The organism is Pseudoxanthomonas sacheonensis (genome assembly GCF_010093305.1).
Taxonomy (GTDB): Bacteria; Pseudomonadota; Gammaproteobacteria; order Xanthomonadales; family Xanthomonadaceae; genus Pseudoxanthomonas_A; species Pseudoxanthomonas_A sacheonensis.
In genome coordinates, this window is record NZ_PDWS01000006.1 from 63,108 (window position 1) to 80,049 (window position 16,942).

Annotated in this window: 10 protein-coding genes and 1 pseudogene; all 11 read right to left on the bottom strand. The window is 66.7% G+C overall.

Features of this window, described 5'->3' with window-relative positions; genetic code table 11:
• Positions 1-51: 51 nt before the first annotated feature.
• Positions 52-4,524, bottom strand: a complete 4,473-nt coding sequence (gene gltB, locus CSC73_RS07300) for a glutamate synthase large subunit (RefSeq protein ID WP_163839785.1) — start codon at positions 4,522-4,524, stop codon at positions 52-54.
• A gap of 201 nt (positions 4,525-4,725) precedes the next feature.
• Entirely contained in the window at positions 4,726-5,055 is a 330-nt protein-coding gene (locus tag CSC73_RS07305; protein ID WP_163839786.1) for an I78 family peptidase inhibitor, read from the bottom strand.
• Between the two features lie 28 nt (positions 5,056-5,083).
• Entirely contained in the window at positions 5,084-5,443 is a 360-nt protein-coding gene (locus CSC73_RS07310; RefSeq protein ID WP_163839787.1) for an I78 family peptidase inhibitor, read from the bottom strand.
• A 174-nt stretch (positions 5,444-5,617) separates the two neighbouring features.
• A pseudogene (locus tag CSC73_RS07315) lies at positions 5,618-6,550 on the bottom strand (ribonuclease H-like domain-containing protein); the annotation flags it as partial.
• A gap of 270 nt (positions 6,551-6,820) precedes the next feature.
• The gene (locus CSC73_RS07320) at positions 6,821-9,283 is read right to left on the bottom strand and encodes a DEAD/DEAH box helicase (protein ID WP_163839789.1); all 2,463 of its coding nucleotides are present in this window, start codon (positions 9,281-9,283) and stop codon (positions 6,821-6,823) included.
• Between the two features lie 164 nt (positions 9,284-9,447).
• Entirely contained in the window at positions 9,448-11,301 is a 1,854-nt protein-coding gene (locus CSC73_RS07325; RefSeq protein ID WP_163839790.1) for a carboxypeptidase regulatory-like domain-containing protein, read from the bottom strand.
• Positions 11,298-13,466, bottom strand: a complete 2,169-nt coding sequence (locus CSC73_RS07330; protein ID WP_163839791.1) for a DUF4175 domain-containing protein — start codon at positions 13,464-13,466, stop codon at positions 11,298-11,300. The genes CSC73_RS07325 and CSC73_RS07330 overlap by 4 nt, the downstream gene beginning before the upstream one ends.
• Complete coding sequence (locus tag CSC73_RS07335; RefSeq protein WP_163839792.1) at positions 13,463-13,690, bottom strand: hypothetical protein; 228 nt, start codon at positions 13,688-13,690, stop codon at positions 13,463-13,465. The genes CSC73_RS07330 and CSC73_RS07335 overlap by 4 nt, the downstream gene beginning before the upstream one ends.
• The gene (locus CSC73_RS07340) at positions 13,687-14,847 is read right to left on the bottom strand and encodes a BatA domain-containing protein (RefSeq protein WP_163839793.1); all 1,161 of its coding nucleotides are present in this window, start codon (positions 14,845-14,847) and stop codon (positions 13,687-13,689) included. Before CSC73_RS07340 ends, CSC73_RS07335 begins: the two co-directional genes overlap by 4 nt.
• Positions 14,844-15,740 carry a DUF58 domain-containing protein gene (locus CSC73_RS07345; RefSeq protein WP_163839794.1) on the bottom strand — a complete coding sequence of 299 codons (897 nt, stop codon included), beginning with the start codon at positions 15,738-15,740 and terminating at the stop codon, positions 14,844-14,846. Before CSC73_RS07345 ends, CSC73_RS07340 begins: the two co-directional genes overlap by 4 nt.
• 13 nt (positions 15,741-15,753) lie before the next feature.
• Positions 15,754-16,752, bottom strand: a complete 999-nt coding sequence (locus CSC73_RS07350; RefSeq protein ID WP_163839795.1) for an AAA family ATPase — start codon at positions 16,750-16,752, stop codon at positions 15,754-15,756.
• Positions 16,753-16,942 lie beyond the last annotated feature (190 nt).

The window sequence follows — 16,942 nt, forward strand, 5'->3', positions numbered from 1 at the left end:
AAAAGCCCCTCACCCTAACCCTCTCCCGCAAGCGGGAGAGGGGATCGCACATCACGCCGCTCTCCTCAACGACTCCGTCAACGACTCCAGACTCGCCGCCTTCGGCTTGACCAGCCAGAACTTGCCCACGTAGTCGCGGAACTCGTCCAGGATCTGCTGCGCCCAGATGCTGCCGGTGAGTTCGCGATGCCGCGTGACCAGCGTGTGCAGATGCTGGCGGTGGCTTTCGAAACCTTCCGGCGAGATGCGGTGTATGTCGATCAGCTCGTGGTTGTAGCGGTCGACGAAATCGCGGTCCAGGTCCAGCACGTAGGCCAGGCCGCCGGTGAAGCCGGCGCCGAAATTCAGGCCCACCCTGCCCAGCACCATGACGATGCCGTCGGTCATGTATTCGCAGCAGTGGTCGCCGGCGCCTTCGATCACTGCCAGCGCGCCGGAGTTGCGCACCGCGAAACGTTCGCCCGCGCGGCCTGCGGCGAACAGCTCGCCACCGGTCGCGCCGTACAGGCAGGTGTTGCCCAGGATGGCGGTATTGCGCGCCTCGAAACGCGCGCCGCGCGGCGGACGCACCACCAGACGGCCGCCAGCCATGCCCTTGCCCACGTAGTCGTTGGCTTCGCCTTCCAGCTCCATCAACAGGCCGCCGGCGTTGAACGCGCCGAAGCTCTGCCCCGCCGTGCCGCGGAAACGCAGCTGCAACGGCGCGTCGCTCATGCCAAGGTTGCCGTGCGCGCGGGCGATGGCGCCGGACAGGCGCGTGCCGATGGAGCGGTCGGTGTTGTGGATCAGAAAGCGCTGGTCGCCGCCCGACTTGTCGGCGATGGGCTTGGCCATCAGGCCGTCGAGCTGCGTGGCCAGGCTGTCCGGCGATTCGTACAGACGCTGCGCGGCGCAGTGGCCGCTGTCCTGATGCACGTGCTTGAGCAGCCGCGACAGATCCACATGCACGCCGGGCCGCGGCGACACGTCCAGTTGCTGCAGCAGGTCGGTGCGGCCGACGATTTCGTCCAGCGAACGCGCGCCCAGATACGACAGCCACTGCCGCACTTCCTCGCTGAGCAGGCGGAAGAAATTCTCCACCCGTTCCGGCAGGCCGGTGAAGTGCTTGGCGCGCAGATGCTCGTCCTGGGTGGCCACGCCGGTGGCGCAGTTGTTCAGATGGCAGATGCGCAGGTATTTGCAGCCCAGCACGATCATCGGCGCGGTGCCGAAACCGAAACTGTCCGCGCCCAGAAGCGCAGCCTTCACTACGTCGAGGCCGGTCTTGAAGCCGCCGTCGGTCTGCAGCACGGTGCGGTCGCGCAATTGATTGGCGACCAGCGCCTGGTGCGATTCGGCCACGCCCAGTTCCCACGGCACGCCCGCGTAACGGATCGAACTCAACGGGCTGGCGCCGGTGCCGCCGTCGTGGCCGGAAATGGTGATCAGGTCCGCGCCCGCTTTCACCACGCCCGCCGCGATCGTGCCGACGCCGGCATGCGACACCAGCTTCACCGAAATCAGCGCGGAAGGATTCACCTGGCGCAGGTCGAAAATCAGCTGGGCCAGATCCTCGATGGAATAGATGTCGTGGTGCGGCGGCGGCGAGATCAAACCGATGCCCGGCTTGGCGTAGCGCAGCCGCGCGATCATCTCGTTGACCTTGTGTCCCGGCAGCTGGCCGCCTTCGCCGGGCTTGGCGCCCTGCGCGACCTTGATCTGCAGCACTTCGGCATTGACCAGGTATTCGGGAGTGACGCCGAAACGGCCTGAGGCCACCTGCTTGATCTTGCTGCGCTTGGCGGTGCCGTAGCGCGCGGGGTCTTCGCCGCCTTCGCCGGAATTGCTGCGGCCGCCCAGGCGGTTCATGGCGATGGCCAGCGCTTCGTGCGCTTCGGGCGACAACGCGCCCAGGCTGATCGCGGCGGTGTCGAAGCGGCGCAACAGGTCGCTGGCGTCGGCGACCTGATCCAACGGCGTCGGTGCGTCGGCTTTTTTCAGTTGCAGCAGATCGCGCAAGGCCGAAGGCGGGCGCGCATGCACGAAGTCGGCGTATTTCTGCCAGTCGGCGGGTTCGCCGGTGCGCGTGGCGTGTTGCAGTGACATCACCACGTCCGGGTTGTACATGTGGTACTCGCCGCCGTGCACGTACTTGAGCAGGCCGCCGATCTCCTGTTTGTGCAGGTCGTTCCAGGCGTTGCGGGTCAGCTGGCGCGCCTCCACGTCCAGCCGCGCCAGATCCACGCCGCCCACGCGCGAGGCGGTGTCCGGGAAACACAGATCGATCACGTCCGGCTGCAGGCCCACGATCTCGAACAGCTGCGCGGCGCGGTAGCTGGCGATGGTGGCAATGCCCATCTTGGAGATGATCTTGGACAGGCCCTTGTAGATGCCCTTGCGGTAGCTGCGGCCGATCTGCGCCTGCTCGCCGCCCTTCTTCAGGTGTAGGATGCCGCGGCGGCCCAGATCGAACAGCGTCTGGTAGGCCAGGTACGGATACACCGCAGTGGCGCCGAAACCCAGCAGGCAGGCGATGTGGTGCGGGTCGCGCGCGGTACCGGTTTCGATGATCAGATTGACGTCGCAGCGCAGGCCGACGCGGGCCAGGTGGTGGTGCACCGCGCCGGTGGCGAGCAGGGCGTGCACCATCGGCCGTTCGGCCACCGGGTAGCGGTCGCTCAGCAGCAGCATCACCATGCCGTCGCGCGCGGCCTGCTCGGCCTGGGCGCAGATGCGTTCGATGCCGGCCTTCAATCCTTCTTCGTGCGAATAGGACAGGTCGATCAGCGCGTTCTTCTCGTCGTACGGCTGCATCTTCAGCAGCTGGCGCAACTTGCGTTGCGACAGCACCGGCGAATTGAGGATCACGTGGTTCACCGTTTCCGGGCCCGCGTGGAAGATGTTGGTTTCCTTGCCCAGTTGCGTGGTCAACGACATCACGCAGTCTTCGCGCAGCGGATCGATCGGCGGATTGGTGACCTGGGCGAAGGCCTGGCGGAAGTAGTCGTACAGCGGGCGCGTCTGCCGGCTCAGCACCGCCATCGGCGTGTCGTCGCCCATCGAGCCGGTGGCTTCCTGCTCGGTCTCGGCCAGCGGCCGCAGTACGAACTCGATTTCCTCGTTGGTGAGCTGGAACAGCTTGTGGTAGCTGCGCAGGGTCTTCTCGTCGAACGGCTCCTCGACCAGCGAAGGGTCGATCAGTTCGGTCTGCAGATAGGTCACGCCGTGCTGCAGCCACTGCTTGTACGGCGCGCGGCCGCGGTTGATGCGGTCGATGGCCTCGCTGTCCAGCAGATCGCCGCGCTTGAGATCGATGGCCATCATTTCGCCCGGGCCCAGCTTGCCCTTGCGGGTGATGCGCTCGGCCGGCAGTTCCCACACGCCGGCTTCGGAAGCGACCAGGAAATGGCGGTCGGAGGTCAACAGCCAGCGCGCCGGGCGCAGGCCGTTGCGGTCCAGCATGCAGGCCGCGTAGCGGGCATCGCAGGCGACTATGCCGGCCGGGCCGTCCCACGGCTCGGTATTCAGGCCGTAGAACTCGTAGAACGCGGCCAGGTCGGGGTCCTTGAATTCCAGCGACTGGGTGGCCGGCGGAACCAGGATGCGCAGCGCCTGCAGCAGGTCCATGCCGCCGGCGATCATCAGCTCCAGCATGTTGTCCAGGCTCTGCGAATCGGAGCCGTGCATGGAGATGACCGGGTCGAATTCGGCGATGTCGAAACGCGGCGTCTTCCACACCTTGCTGCGCGCCTGCGCCCAGCGGCGGTTGCCTTCGATGGTGTTGATTTCGCCGTTGTGGGCGAGCAGGCGGAACGGATGCGCCAATGGCCAGCGCGGCAAGGTGTTGGTGGAGAAGCGCTGGTGGAACACGACCGCGCTGGCGGCCAGGTCGTTGCGCTGCAGGTCGGGGAAGAAGGTGGACAGTTTGTCCGGCAGCACCATGCCCTTGTAGCCGATGGCGTGCGGGCTGAGCGTGACCACGTAGAAGTCGGCGGCGCCGTCGCCCTGTAGCGACTCGCGCAGGCGCTGTTCGGCGCGGCGGCGGGCCAGGAACAGCGCAAGCGCGAAGGCGTCGTCGTTGTGGCCTTCGCCGGCGTCGACGAAGACCTGCTCGATATTCGGCAACGTGTCCTTGGCCAGTTGCCCGCACACCGAGTCGTCGGTGGGCAGCACCCGCCAGCCTTGCAGCTTGACGCCGGCGCGCTGGAATTCTTCCGCAAGAACGGCGCGGCATTGCGCGGACTGTTCGATATCGCGCGGCAAGAACACGAGTCCGGCCGCGTAGCGCTGGCCGACGCTCAGGCCGGCTTCCTTCGCCAGCGCGCGCAGGAACGCATCGGGTTTGCGGATCAGCAGGCCGCAGCCGTCGCCGGTGAGGCCATCGGCGGCGACGCCGCCGCGGTGGGTCATGCGCGAGAGCGCGGAAATGGCGGTATCCACCAGCGAACGCGATGGCTGGTCATCGAGCTGCGCGACCATGCCGAAACCGCAGGCGTCGCGTTCGTCGTTCGGATCGTAGAGTCCCTGGCTGTGGCTGGGGGCCATCGTTTTTCTCAACCGGATAAAGGCTGGCCGGCGCGTGCCGATCAGCGAAGTGACGGCGACACCGCGCCCTGCGCAAGCGGCGCTACTGAATGTCTCCGGAAACCCGACTAGAACATAGATGTTGCGGTGCCGCAACACGAGCGGGATGCGGCCCTGTTAGTTACATCGGCAACTTTTTCTCCGGGCGTTGCCGGACTGGAATCAACTGCAGTTGACGCTGGCGATCTTGCCTTCGGCATCCAGCACCAGATTCAGCCTGCCCATCCTGAATTCCTTGGTGATGGGCTGGTTGTGCCTGAGCACGCGCACAATTTCGGCGCCGGCGTCGGTGCGCGCGCGCTCCTGCGTTTCCGGCGTGGGCAGCAGGCCGACCGCGTCGGCGACTTTGCCTGCGTCGCAATGCGCGGAAGAGGTAGCGTCCACGGCCGGTGCCGGCGGCGGAGCCGCGCTGTCCGGCGCGGGAACCTGCGCGCACGCGGACAGCGCCAGGGTCAGGACTGGAGCGACAAGGAAAGGTTCTGGTTTTGTCATGGCGTACTCCACAGCAAGGCTGCGGTTGTCAGCCGCAGCGGATCGCGGTCACCGTGCCGGCGTCGTCCAGGTCCAGGTTGAGCCGGTTGGCGTTGAATTCCATCGTCACCGCCTGGTTGGGCTTGAGCGTGCGCACGGTCCCGGCGCCGCTGTCCTTGCGCGCCTGTTCCACCTCGGCCTCGGTGACTTTCTTGCCGACCGCCCACTGCGCCTGCGAATCGTCGCAGGCCGTGGCCGCCGCCGGCGGTGTCGGCGGCGCCGGTTGTGCGGCTTCCTCGGCGCGTTCCTCGGACTGGGCCAGAGCCTGCTCCTGTTCGTCGGGTTTGGGCGTGCAGGCGGCGAGGCACAGGGTCAGCAAGGCGGCGGCTGGCAGCAGAAGTCGGGACATGCGTGGCTCCGGAGAAGAGGATGGGCTGATTCAAGCATCCTGCATCCGGCGTTCGCAAGGCGTTAACCGGAGGCTTCCCCCTTCACGACGGCCGGACCCAACCAAGGCCAGGGCACGTTGACCCAACGTTCTCCTTACGCACCCTGCAGGCGCCGCCGGAGGAGAAGGGAGAAATCAAGGCGCCTCGGCGATAGCCACGATCTCCTCACCCACAGCTTCCACCTCCACCAGCCGCAGCATCAGCAACGCCAGCGTCACCACATCCTGGTGGTTGTGCGCGGCGACGCGCCGCAGGTTGCGCGCCGATCCGCCGCGCAGGTAATTCAGCCAGGCCGCGGGCGCTTCCGAACCCGGCAGATCGTCCTCGCGCACGATGCGCAGCAGTTCGCGCTCGATCGTCGCCAGGCGGCAGTTCTCCCAAGTGCCTCTATATCTACGGCGTGTAGGGAACAGCAGGTCCACATGGTCCAGCGGTGTGATCGGATCGCCCTTGCGCGCCAGACGGTAACGCGTCTTCAGCAAGGGCGAGTCGTAGCAGCGGCCGTTGTAGCTGGAAAGCACGGTGTCCTTTTCCTGCAGCCAGCCGGCGAACGCCTCCAGCATCGCCGATTCGGCCGCCATCGTGGTCATCAGCAGCTGGCGCACGCGCAAGCCGTCGCCATGCCGGCCGTCGATATGCCAATCCGCGGCGCCGATCATGAAGGCGCGGGTGCCGGTGCCGCCGGCCAGGCCGGTGGTCTCGGTGTCGAAGAACAGCAGGTTGCGCGGGTTCACCGATTGGTCGTGGCGCTTGGCGAACGCCAATGGGAGATCGTAGTCCGGCGCGGGCATGGGCAAGTGGGTTTCGATCAGGCGCAGGCCTGGGGAGATTTCTTCTCCCGGGACTTCGCGGTCGGTGGATTTGTGTGAGCGCGGCGAAGCGGAGTTCTTTTCGCGGAGGCCCAGCAGCTTTCGCAACTTATCGATGGATTGCGAAGCAGGCCGCGCCGCAGAGATACGCAATGCATCCGCGAGCGACGGGCCAGCCTCCTCCCTTGCGCGAAGCGCAGGGGAGGATTGAGGAGGGGTGTTCTTGACCTTGTTGTTGCTTTTCCCATCACTCGACGTAAAGTCTCCGGACGACTTCGCGCCGAGAGCACCCCTCCCCCTGAGCCGCTCGTCGCGGCTTCGAGCTCCTCTTGCTTCGCAAAGGGAGGGAGCAAGAGCGCCAGCCTCCCGCTTCAACGCCCGCAGCTTTTCCAGCGATACACTCACGCGGCGATCCCGAATGCCATGCGTAGGAGCGACGTGGGTCGCGACGTCTTCCTCCCTGAGAAACGATTCGGCATATCGCAGCGAACAAAATGTCCTTCGCGACTCACGTCGCTCCTACTGGCATCACGCATCGATTTCACTTCCCAATAGTCCAAGCACTTCCAGCGCCAGCGACTTCGGCGTCGCCGATTGCTTGCCTTCGCTGATCGCCAGCACCGGCCCCACGCACGCCGGGCAACCTGCAACGCAATCGCAATGGGCTACCAGTTCGCGCGCACGCTGCACCAGTTCGGCCTGCCGCCGCCACAACGGTTCGCTCAGGCCCACGCCGCCGGGGAAGTTGTCGTACAGATACACGGTCGGTACGAACTGCTGCACGTCCGCCGATGAGTTTTCCACCATCGGCACCGCTTTCCCCTCATCATCCTGCGCGCGGCCGTTGCCCTTGCCGTCCTGGGTCGCGAACCACGCCCCATCGCCGTTGCCGACCGATTGCTGCAGGTCGCGCGCATCGGCCATCACCGCCACCGTCGCCACCACGTGCAATGCATAGGCGGCGCCCAGGAAACCATCCAGGGCATCCTGCCTGGATGCGAACGCCTTCAGCAGCGCCGCCTGCGGCAGTTGCCACCAGACTGCGGTGGTGTGCAATTCCTGGTCCGGCAAATTCACCGGTCCATAGCCGATGTTCTCGTGTGTGTAGTAGCGGATCTTCTTGTAGCCGGCCACGCGCCGGACCACGTGCACCTCGCCGTGGACGCTGTCGCCGCTGCCGGCTTCGCAATCCTCGAAGCGCTCCAGCACTTTCAACCTGGTGAAGTCGATGCTGTCGGTGTAGTAGTCGACGAAGGTGCGGGTGACGTAGGCCTTGCGGCCTTCCCAGTCCAGCCGCTCCACCTGGTACGGCGTGCTCTGCACCATATGGATGGCGCCTTCGTACAGGGTCAGCGCGGCGGCTGAGTAATCCACTTCGCAAAGGATCGTTTGCCGTCCGTCGGTCTTGTCCACGACCACGAAGTTGCCGTCGGCCACCGAGCGCAAACTCACCGCTTGCGCCGGATAGCTGTCGGCGATCCATTCCCAGCGTTCGCCTTCGCGGTGCACCACTTCGGTTTCCGCCAACGCTTCCAGGTACACGGATGGATCGATAGGACCGTATGCCTCGCCGACCAGGAACGGCAGTTCGAAGGAACCGCAGCGGATGTGGTCGAACAGGATCAGCGGCTGGTCCGGGGCGATGCGTGCGTGTTCCGGCGGCGCATCGGCGAAGAAATCCGGATGCCGCACCACGTACTGGTCCAGCGGCTGCGAACTGGCCACCAATACGCCCAGCGACGGTTGCTGTCGTCGCCCGGCGCGGCCGAAGCGTTGCCAAGTGGCCGCCACCGAACCGGGATAACCGTTCAACACCACCACGTCCAGGCTGCCGATATCCACGCCCAGTTCCAGCGCGGAGGTGGCGATGATGCCGTCGATGCTGCCGGCGCGCATGTCGCGCTCGGCGGCGCGGCGTTCGGTCGGCAGGTAGCCGCCCCGGTAGGCGCGGATGCGCGGCGACTTGCGCGGATCGTGGTCGAACACGTCCTTCAGGTATTTGGTCAGCACCTCCACCATCAACCGCGTCTGTGCGAACACCAGTGTCTTCAATCCGGACTTGATGGCAATGCGGGCGATGCGGTTGCTCTGCGAACGCGCCGAGGCGCGCAGGCCCAGGTCGGCGTTGACCACCGGCGGGTTCCACAGCAGCACATGCTTGTCGCCGGTGGGCGCGCCGGATTCGGTGATCGCGTGCACGCGGTCCTCGATCAGCGCCTCGCAATGCGCCTGTGGATTGCCGATGGTCGCCGAGCACAGGATGAACTGCGGCCGCACGCCGTAGAAGGCGCAGATGCGCTTGAGCCGGCGCAGCACGTTGGCGACGTGGCTGCCGAACACGCCGCGATAGGTGTGCACCTCGTCGATGACCACGTAGCGCAGGTTCTCGAAGAACTGCGCCCACTTGGTGTGGTGGGGCAGGATGGCCTGGTGCAGCATGTCCGGATTGCTGACCACGATGTCGCCATGCAGGCGGATCGCTTGCCGCGCGTCGCCGGGCGTATCGCCGTCGAAAGTGAAAGCCTTCACTCCCAGTTCGCCGGCGCGATTGAGCTCCAGCAATTCGGCCACCTGGTCCTGCGCCAGCGCCTTGGTCGGGAACAGGTATAGCGCCTTGGCATTGCAGGTCATGGCCGCGGCCACCACCGGCAGCGTGTAGCAAAGCGATTTGCCCGACGCCGTCGGCGTGACGATGGCCACGTGCTCGCCATCCTGCGCCGCTTTCCATGCTTCGGCCTGATGGCTGTACAGCCGTTCGATGCCGCGCGCCCGCAAGGCGGTCTTCAATGCTTCCGGCACGTCATCGGGAATCGGCGCGTACCGCCCTTCGCGTCCGGGAATCATGAAGTTGCCGGTGATGCGGTCGGCATAGCGCTTGGACAAGCGCTCGGTCAGCAGCCTGCCATCGCGGCTCAACTGCCCGTCGGGGAGAGTGGAAAGACGGTGTTCGTCGTCTTCAGTACGTTTGGCTAGGGCCTGGGCAGGCGGCATGGCGGAGGCTGTGGGGAAGGGGCCACAGTTCACCGCGCTGCTTTCTCACCTGCTGAGATTGCCCATTGGGTGGTGGGAGCGGCGTCTCGCCGCGAGCTCTTCGCTCTCATCCAAGCTACTCAAGAGCTCGCGGCGAGACGCCGCTCCCACGGGTTGCGTTTTCTTCAGGCTGCGATGTTGGTACGCCCCGTGCGCGCGCGCTCTAGCCACCACAACAGTCCAATACCAATCAGCCAGGCGAGGAGCCAGGGCCAGGAGGATCCGCTCCGCCTGGATGCTTCATGGCCGTCGGACTTTCCGGCGACGCTGACCGGAAGGGCTTGCAAGCGCAATGTCGAATCGCGCAATTCGGCTGCGCGCAGACCCGGCGCCGCATCGTGCGCGTAGACGAAGAACGGCCAGGAGCTTTCGCGTGCTTTGGCATCGATCTGCAGCAGCGAATGCCAGCCAGTCTGTCGTGGCCAGTACGCAGCGCAAGTGGAGTCGCCGGCACCCGGGTCGGGCAATAGCATGGTGGTTCGTCCGTCCGGCGCGACAACGCTCGGTTTGCCGCTGAGCGCGCACAAGGCCATGCGCTGCTGTTCGCGCGGTTGCGGGTCGATGCGTGGAGCGGAACCAGTCCGTGCGCGGGCCAGGGTTGCGAAGGCGCTGCTCCACAATTCGGCGTGGCGTGCGCTTTGTCCGGACAGCACCAGCGCGAAGCTGTCGGTCACGCTCCACACCGCGATGCGTCCGCGCTGTTCCGCGCGCCAGACCGCGAGCACGGCGCCATCGGCATCGCGCAGCAGGGGAGTGGCGTCGGCACCGCCCAGCTTCAGCGCGCGACGGGTAAGCGCGGGGTTGTCGTCCTGCGCGCCATTCGGCGCAGTGGCCGTGTCGGCCGTGCCCGGTCCGCGTCGCGCGCGCAACGCTTCCTCGTCGATCGATTCGGCAGGCAGGCGAACGGTGGCGATATCGCCGCTGGTGCCGAGCGAGAAGCCCAATGCCTGCCACTGGCGCCGTGTCGTGTCGGGCAATGGCCCGGTGATCCGCAGCACCAGGCCGAGCCCCTGGCGAACCGCCTCGATCAACGCCGCGCGTTCGTTCGCGCCCAGGGTGGCCCAGCTGCGTTCGTCCAGCACCACAAGATCGAAACGTTGCAAGGTCGCCGCATCCACGCGCAGCGGCGCATCGCCCAGCTGCATGCCGCCACCGACGCCGATCTGGGTGTGCAAGTAAAGTCCGGCATCGGCGGCCCAGCGGCGCAGATACTTCAGTTCGGGCGAGGGTGCGCCCGCCAGCAACAGCATGCGCGGCGCAGGATCGGCCGTCGTCCACAACGGCACCTGCACTTCTTCCACCGTTTTTCGCTGCGCATCGCGCACGCGCAAAGTGAAGATCGCCTGCCCGGGCACGCGGGTGGTGCCGGTGACGATGAATTCGCCGCTGGCCGGCAGCGCAAGCGCATCCACGCGCTGGCCGGCCGGATCGATCAGTTCCACCGATCCTTTGTCTACGCCATTGACCTGTCCGCCGATCTGGAACGCGGCGCCGGCCGCTACCTGTCCTGGTCCGTCCAGACGCACCACGCCGCGCGGCAAGGCCGGCGCATCGAAGGTCAGGGGCAGAGTCTGCGCGGCCTCGCGGTCGCGCGGCTCCAGCCCGGCGCCGACGATGCGCAGGCGTTGCATACCGGGATAACGACGCAACGCGGTGGCCAGGTCGGGCACGCGTTCGGCGCCGGTCAGAATCGGCGCTTCGGGCAGCGCGATCAGACGATCGCCTGCCGCCTGCGCGCCAGTACGCGTCGCGCCTGCGGTGGCGACCACCAGCGTTCCCGCTTCCGTGGGCAAGGTGGGCGGCAACAGCGTGAAGTAGAGCAGCGCCGCGCATAGCGGCTGCAGCAGCCACAACGCCACCAGCCGCCAGCCGCGCGATCGCGAGGCGTCCGGTGCGTTTCGTTGCCAGAGCCAAAGGCGCAGCCAGGCGAGCACAACCGCCAGCGCCAGCAATACCGCCAGCCACAACGACAGGTTCATGGCCGGGTCTCCTGGCGCAACGCCTCCAGATAACGGCGCCCATCGGCGCCTTCGTCGCTGCGCCGCAAGACGTTCGCCGGCGGCCGCGGCAGCATCGTCCACAACAATCCACGCAAGTCGCGCCGGCATTCGATGCAGGACGGATCGCGCCGCACCGCATCGATAGCGCTGACGAAGGCGAGCGGATCGGGAACGCGCGCTTCGTTGGCGTGCAGCCAGCGTTCCAGCGCATCCAGTGGTAGTTCGGTCGTCTTGCCCGCATCCGGAGAATCGGCAAGTGCGCGCCATACCTCGGCAGGCGCGGCATCGACGCCTGTGTCCTTCGCCGCCAGCGGCAGTTCGCGGCGCGCCAGCCCGGCACGGTCGCCGGTCATTCGCCGCGCTTCATCGATGGGTGGAAGTTCGGGACCGACGCGGGCCAGAAAAATCCGCGTGGCCTGCTGCACCTGCTTGATAAAACCCAACGCCTTGTACGCATAAGGCAAGGCTTGCCGCGGATGGCCCTGGCGTAGATGCAATTCCGATTGCCACATCTGGTCCAGCGCCCGCTTCAAGGTGGCGCGGGTTTCCGGATCCAGCAGGGTGGCCGCTTCGGCGTGGTCGTGGGTGTGGCCGAATTCCGCAAGTACGTCGGCGTCCGCACCGAAGGCCGGTTTCGCCTCCTCGCTGGCGGGCGCGTGGTCATGCTCGTCCTGCGTTGCTGCCTCCGTCTGCGTCTGCGCATGATCGTCGTCGTGCGTTTCGGCGTCGTTGGTCGGCGGAGGCTTGGCGCCGCCTTCGGCTTCCTCGCCCAGGAACTGACCGTAGCGCAGGCGCAGGATGCGCTGGTCCACGCCGATGCCGTCGGAACGGGCGACGAAGCGTTCGGTATCGAGTTTGCGTTGTTCCTTCAGCAGGGCCTCGGCGTCGATGATGATCTGGCGCTGGCTGCGGAAGTACGCGGGCATCACCTTCTTGACCATGCCTTCCAGGCCGGTGCTCTCGGCACCCAAGTCGGAGGGCCAGCGCAGGATCAGGCTGGGGCTGCGCACCGCTTGCGGCCGCGGCGCGCGGTTGTCGGCGACGGTGAGCTGCGCGATCAGATCGTCGCCGGTCGAGAATCCCAGCGCGGCCATGTCCAGCTGCGGCGAGAAGCGTTTCAACTTGCCGTTTCCGGTGCCGCGCACGTCGAGGGTGCGTTCGCGGAAAGTGATGTTCTCGCCTTCGCCCTGGGCCAGGGTGATGCGCAGCCGCGCGTTCGGCGCCACGCCGTAGTCGTCGCTGACTTCGAAAGCCAGCGGCCAGCTGCGCTGACCCGGCGCGACCAGGCTTAGGCTGCGCTCGGGAACCAGCACTTTCACTTGCGGAGGCGCATCGCTTAGCGCATCGAGTCTATGCAGGGGCGGCGCGGGCTGCTTCTCCGCTCCGCTCGGCGAGACGCGGTACAACGCCGATTTGTCCAGGCTGCGGATTACGCCCCAGTCTTCGCCATCGCGGATCAATGCGACACGCGTGCCGTCATGGAAGACCAGGTCGGCTGCGGCCGGTTGCGGCTCGAAATGCAGCGTCCACTGCAGGCGCGAGCCCTGTGGCGCCTTCGCATCCAGGCTGGCTTCGTCGCGCACCGGCAGCCCGGTGTAGGCGGGGGGAACTATGCGCAGCCGTTGCGCCACCAGTCGCGGCACGCCGGCCACCACCGGCAGATTCTCCGTGCTGGGCGCCAGGACCGTCGTCGTTTGCCGGGCCGGCCAGAAAACGAGTGTCGCAATGGCCAGCGCGCCCGCGATCCAGCTAGCGGCGATGCGCGATGACGACCATGCCGGGCGAAGATCGGGCGTGCGGTGTCCGGCCAGGCGCTGTTGCAATCGTGCGCGCTGCAGTCGTTGCAGCGGATTCAACCGCGCATCTTCGGCGAACAGCAGATCCGCGCTGTCTTCCATGTCGGCGCGTTGCGCATCGAGCTGCCGGATCAGCCACTGCCGATCGAAGCGGCGCGCGCGCCGCCACGCGAATATCGTCAACAGGAAAAAACCGGCGACTCCGACCAGCGAGGCGGCCAGCGCGCCATGCCAGCGCCAGGCTGCAGCGGTCAACAGCAACGGCAGTGGCGACCAGAGCAGCAGATCGTCGGCAACGCTACGCTTGCGTGCCGGCTGCGACAGCTGTGGGAATTTGTTCGCGGTCATGACGCGACCTTCCCGCACACATCAGCCCTATGCAGCAGCGCTTCTGCCTCCCCCTTTGAAAAAGGGGGATTGAGGGGGATTTGCTCTTGCTCTGGAGCACGATCAAGAGCAAGAGCAAAAGCAAATCCCCCGTAGCCCCCTTTTTCAAAGGGGGCAAAGCAACGGCCATGCGCGGTTGCGACCTGCTCGTGGACGGGCCGTAAGAACAACGCATGCGGATTCATGGCGAGACTCCCCGGCTGCGCCGCGTCGCCAGCCAGCGCTCCGCCAGCAGCAACGCTGCGATCAGCAGCGCCAACCACGGCTGCAGGTCGCGCGGCGGCTGCGCGTACGACGCTCCTCCCGTGATAGGCGCGTAGTCGCGCGCGGCCACTCGCGCTGGTGCGGGCCCCGGTATTGCGAACAGGTTGCGCAAATTGCGCGGGAAATCGGGTTGCAGCAATTGCGGCATCGTCGCAGGAGCGAGAGTGCGGGTGAAGCGAAGCACCCGGCCGCGTCCCAGCGCCGCGCCTTCGACCAGCGGCGTGCCGACTTCATCGCGCCAGTAGACGGTGGTTGGGGTAGGAAACTTGTATTCGGTGTCCACCGGCAGCAGTGCGGTTCCGCCCCGCCGGATCCAGTCGTCGACTGCGGCAGGCAGAGGGCCGGGCGCAAGCCAGACCAGATGCCGCGTATCGGCTGGGAGCGCCTGGGTCGTCGGCGCGGCCGCGAAAGTAGCCGTTGTCGATGACTGCCACGCGCTCGCCGCCGCACGCAGGTAACGCAATCCGTCTTCGCGATCCTGCGCGTAGCGGACAGCGAGCGCCGGCGCGCCGACAACGACGGGCCTGGGTGCCGGCATCGCACCCGCAAGCACCTTCCATTCGACCATGCGCGACAGCCGCGGTCGTTGCGCATCCGCGCCTTGCAACTGTTCGGGAACCAGCACGCTCAACTTCACCGCAGCGGGAAGCTCGGAATCGAGCTGACGCAACAGGCTGGCGAACGGCAACGCAGCGGGTGCAGGTGGCGGCTGGTCCAAAGCGGGGAAACCGGGCGCCAGCCTATACAGGCGCGCTTTGTCGTCGTCGATGGCTGCGCGCGCCTGCGCGGCGTCGATGCCCGGCATCACCGCCACCCACGGCGCTTCGCTGGCGCTGCCGAACAGCACCGGCCGCGCCAGCCACACCGCCAGCAAGGCGAGCAGCAGCAACCGCGCGATCAGCAGCGGCCATTCGTCGAAGCGCACCCGATGGCGCGGCTTGGGCTTTTGCCGCAACCAGCGCAGCGCGGCGAAATCGGTGGGGCGCTGTTCGCTGCGGCGGGCCAGATGGATCAGCAGCGGCAGCAGCAGCGCGGCGAGCGCTGCCAGTGCGGCCGGCAACAGCAAGGCCGGAGTCATGCGTATTCCGCCGCGTCGCGCGAGCCGAACAGACGCCGCAGCGGCACGTCCAGCTCTTCATCCAGCACATAGCCGGCATGGCGGATGCCGCTGGCATCGAGCTGCGCGTGCAGCAAGTCGCGCGCTTCGCCGAAGCGGCGCAGGAAATCGGCCCGCAGCGCCACGCCATCGCCCAGCAGCTCCTCGCCGGTTTCCGGATCGCGGAAGCGGTAACCGCCGCGGAACGGGAAATCGCGTTCTTCGACGGTCAGCAACTGGATCGCCAGCACCTCGCGCCGCGCCGCCGATAGCTTTTGCATCAATTCCAGGCAAGCCGGGTCGAAGCAGTCGCTGAGCACGATCACCAGATCCTGCGCGCCGACGCGGTCCCACAACGGCGTCAATTGCTCGACGCGGGGGAATCCGCCGCCCGCCGACAATCCGTGCATCTCGAGCAACAAACGGTCGCGCTGGCGAGCGCCTGCCGCAGGCGCGACCAGTTGCAGACCGTCGTGGCGCAACGCCACCCAACCGAAGCGGTCGGCCTGGCGCATCGCCAACTCGCCGATGCAGGCCGCCAGCGCCTTGGCCGCATCCAACCGCGACCAGCCGGGACGCGCCGCGTCTTCCTGCGCCATCGAGGCGCTGGCGTCGATCAGTATCCACACCGCCAGCGGGCTTTCGCGCTCGGCTTCGCGCACGAAGAAACGGTCCGAGCGCGCGTAGAGTTTCCAGTCGATCTGGCGCAGTTCGTCGCCGGGTTCGTAGGCGCGGTACTGGGCGAACTCCAGGCCCGCACCGCGGCTGCGGCTGTGGTGCAGGCCGATGCCGTGCAAGCCGACCGCGCGCCGCGAAGTCAGCCGCAGCTCTTTCAACCGGCTGCGGACCTGGGGCGGGATCAGTTCGTACGACACCGCGTGCGGCCTGTCAGGCGGTCGGCAACGGCACGCTGCGCAGCAGCGCGGCGATCACGTCGTCGGCGCTTTTCTGTTCGGCTTCGGCGGCGAACGACAACAACAGACGGTGGCGCATGACCGGCGCCGCCAATGCGACGATATCTTCACGCGTCGCAGCCAGGCGCCCGTGCAGCAATGCACGCGCTTTGGCCGCCAGCACCAGCGATTGCCCGGCGCGCGGACCAGCGCCCCAGCGGACGTACTTGCGCACGTCTTCCAATCCGCCTTCGCCGGGTCTGCTCGCACGCACCAGTTTCGTGATCCACGCCAGCAGGTCTTCGCCCAGATGCACTTCGCGCACCAGCGATTGCAGCTTCAGCACTTCCTCGCCATGCATCACCTGCGGCACTTCGCTGCCACGGCTGCCGGTGGTCTGCGCCAGGATGTCGTGCTCTTCGCGCTCGCTGGGGTAGTCCACGCGGATATGCAGCAGGAAGCGGTCCAGCTGCGCCTCGGGCAACGGGTAGGTGCCGGCCTGTTCCAGCGGATTCTGCGTGGCCAAAACGAAAAACGGCGCCGGCAGCGCATGGGTGACGCCGGCATAGCTGACGGTGCGTTCCTGCATCGCTTCCAACAGCGCGGCCTGGGTCTTGGGCGGGGTGCGGTTGAGCTCGTCGGCCAGCAGCAGGTTGGTGAACACCGGGCCGGGCTGGAAGCGGAAATGGCGGTGACCGGTGCCGTGGTCTTCTTCCAGCAGCTCGGTGCCCAGGATGTCGCTGGGCATCAGATCGGGGGTGAACTGGACGCGCCGGAACTGCAGTTCCAGCGCCTGCCCCAGCGAACGCACCAGCAGGGTCTTGCCCAGTCCCGGCACGCCTTCCAGCAGGCAGTGGCCGCCGACCAGCAGGCCGATCAGCAACTGTTCGACCACTTCCTCCTGGCCGACGATGGCCTGGGCGATGGCCTGGCGCAATTGGCCCAGCCGCGCGAGTTGGGATTGGAGGTCGGATTCGGTGAGGGGGTTACTCATCTTTGTTCCTTGCTGACTTCAATGCGGCCGGTTGCAAAATAATGAATCGTCATCCCAGCGAAAGCTGGGATCCATCTTGATCTTGCTTTGCTTTGGCTTTACATCTCGCTGCGGACCCATCGCGAAGATCAAGATGGATCCCAGCTTTCGCTGGGATGACGTCGGAAATATTCCGGTGTGCCGGGACGCA

Bases quoted from the DNA above. Each gene is read 5' to 3' on its own strand.
- gltB (WP_163839785.1), bottom strand. From the start codon at position 4,524: ATGGCCCCCAGCCACAGCCAGGGACTCTACGATCCGAACGACGAACGC.
- CSC73_RS07305 (WP_163839786.1), bottom strand. From the start codon at position 5,055: ATGACAAAACCAGAACCTTTCCTTGTCGCTCCAGTCCTGACCCTGGCG.
- CSC73_RS07310 (WP_163839787.1), bottom strand. From the start codon at position 5,443: ATGTCCCGACTTCTGCTGCCAGCCGCCGCCTTGCTGACCCTGTGCCTC.
- CSC73_RS07320 (WP_163839789.1), bottom strand. From the start codon at position 9,283: ATGCCGCCTGCCCAGGCCCTAGCCAAACGTACTGAAGACGACGAACAC.
- CSC73_RS07325 (WP_163839790.1), bottom strand. From the start codon at position 11,301: ATGAACCTGTCGTTGTGGCTGGCGGTATTGCTGGCGCTGGCGGTTGTG.
- CSC73_RS07330 (WP_163839791.1), bottom strand. From the start codon at position 13,466: ATGACCGCGAACAAATTCCCACAGCTGTCGCAGCCGGCACGCAAGCGT.
- CSC73_RS07335 (WP_163839792.1), bottom strand. From the start codon at position 13,690: ATGAATCCGCATGCGTTGTTCTTACGGCCCGTCCACGAGCAGGTCGCA.
- CSC73_RS07340 (WP_163839793.1), bottom strand. From the start codon at position 14,847: ATGACTCCGGCCTTGCTGTTGCCGGCCGCACTGGCAGCGCTCGCCGCG.
- CSC73_RS07350 (WP_163839795.1), bottom strand. From the start codon at position 16,752: ATGAGTAACCCCCTCACCGAATCCGACCTCCAATCCCAACTCGCGCGG.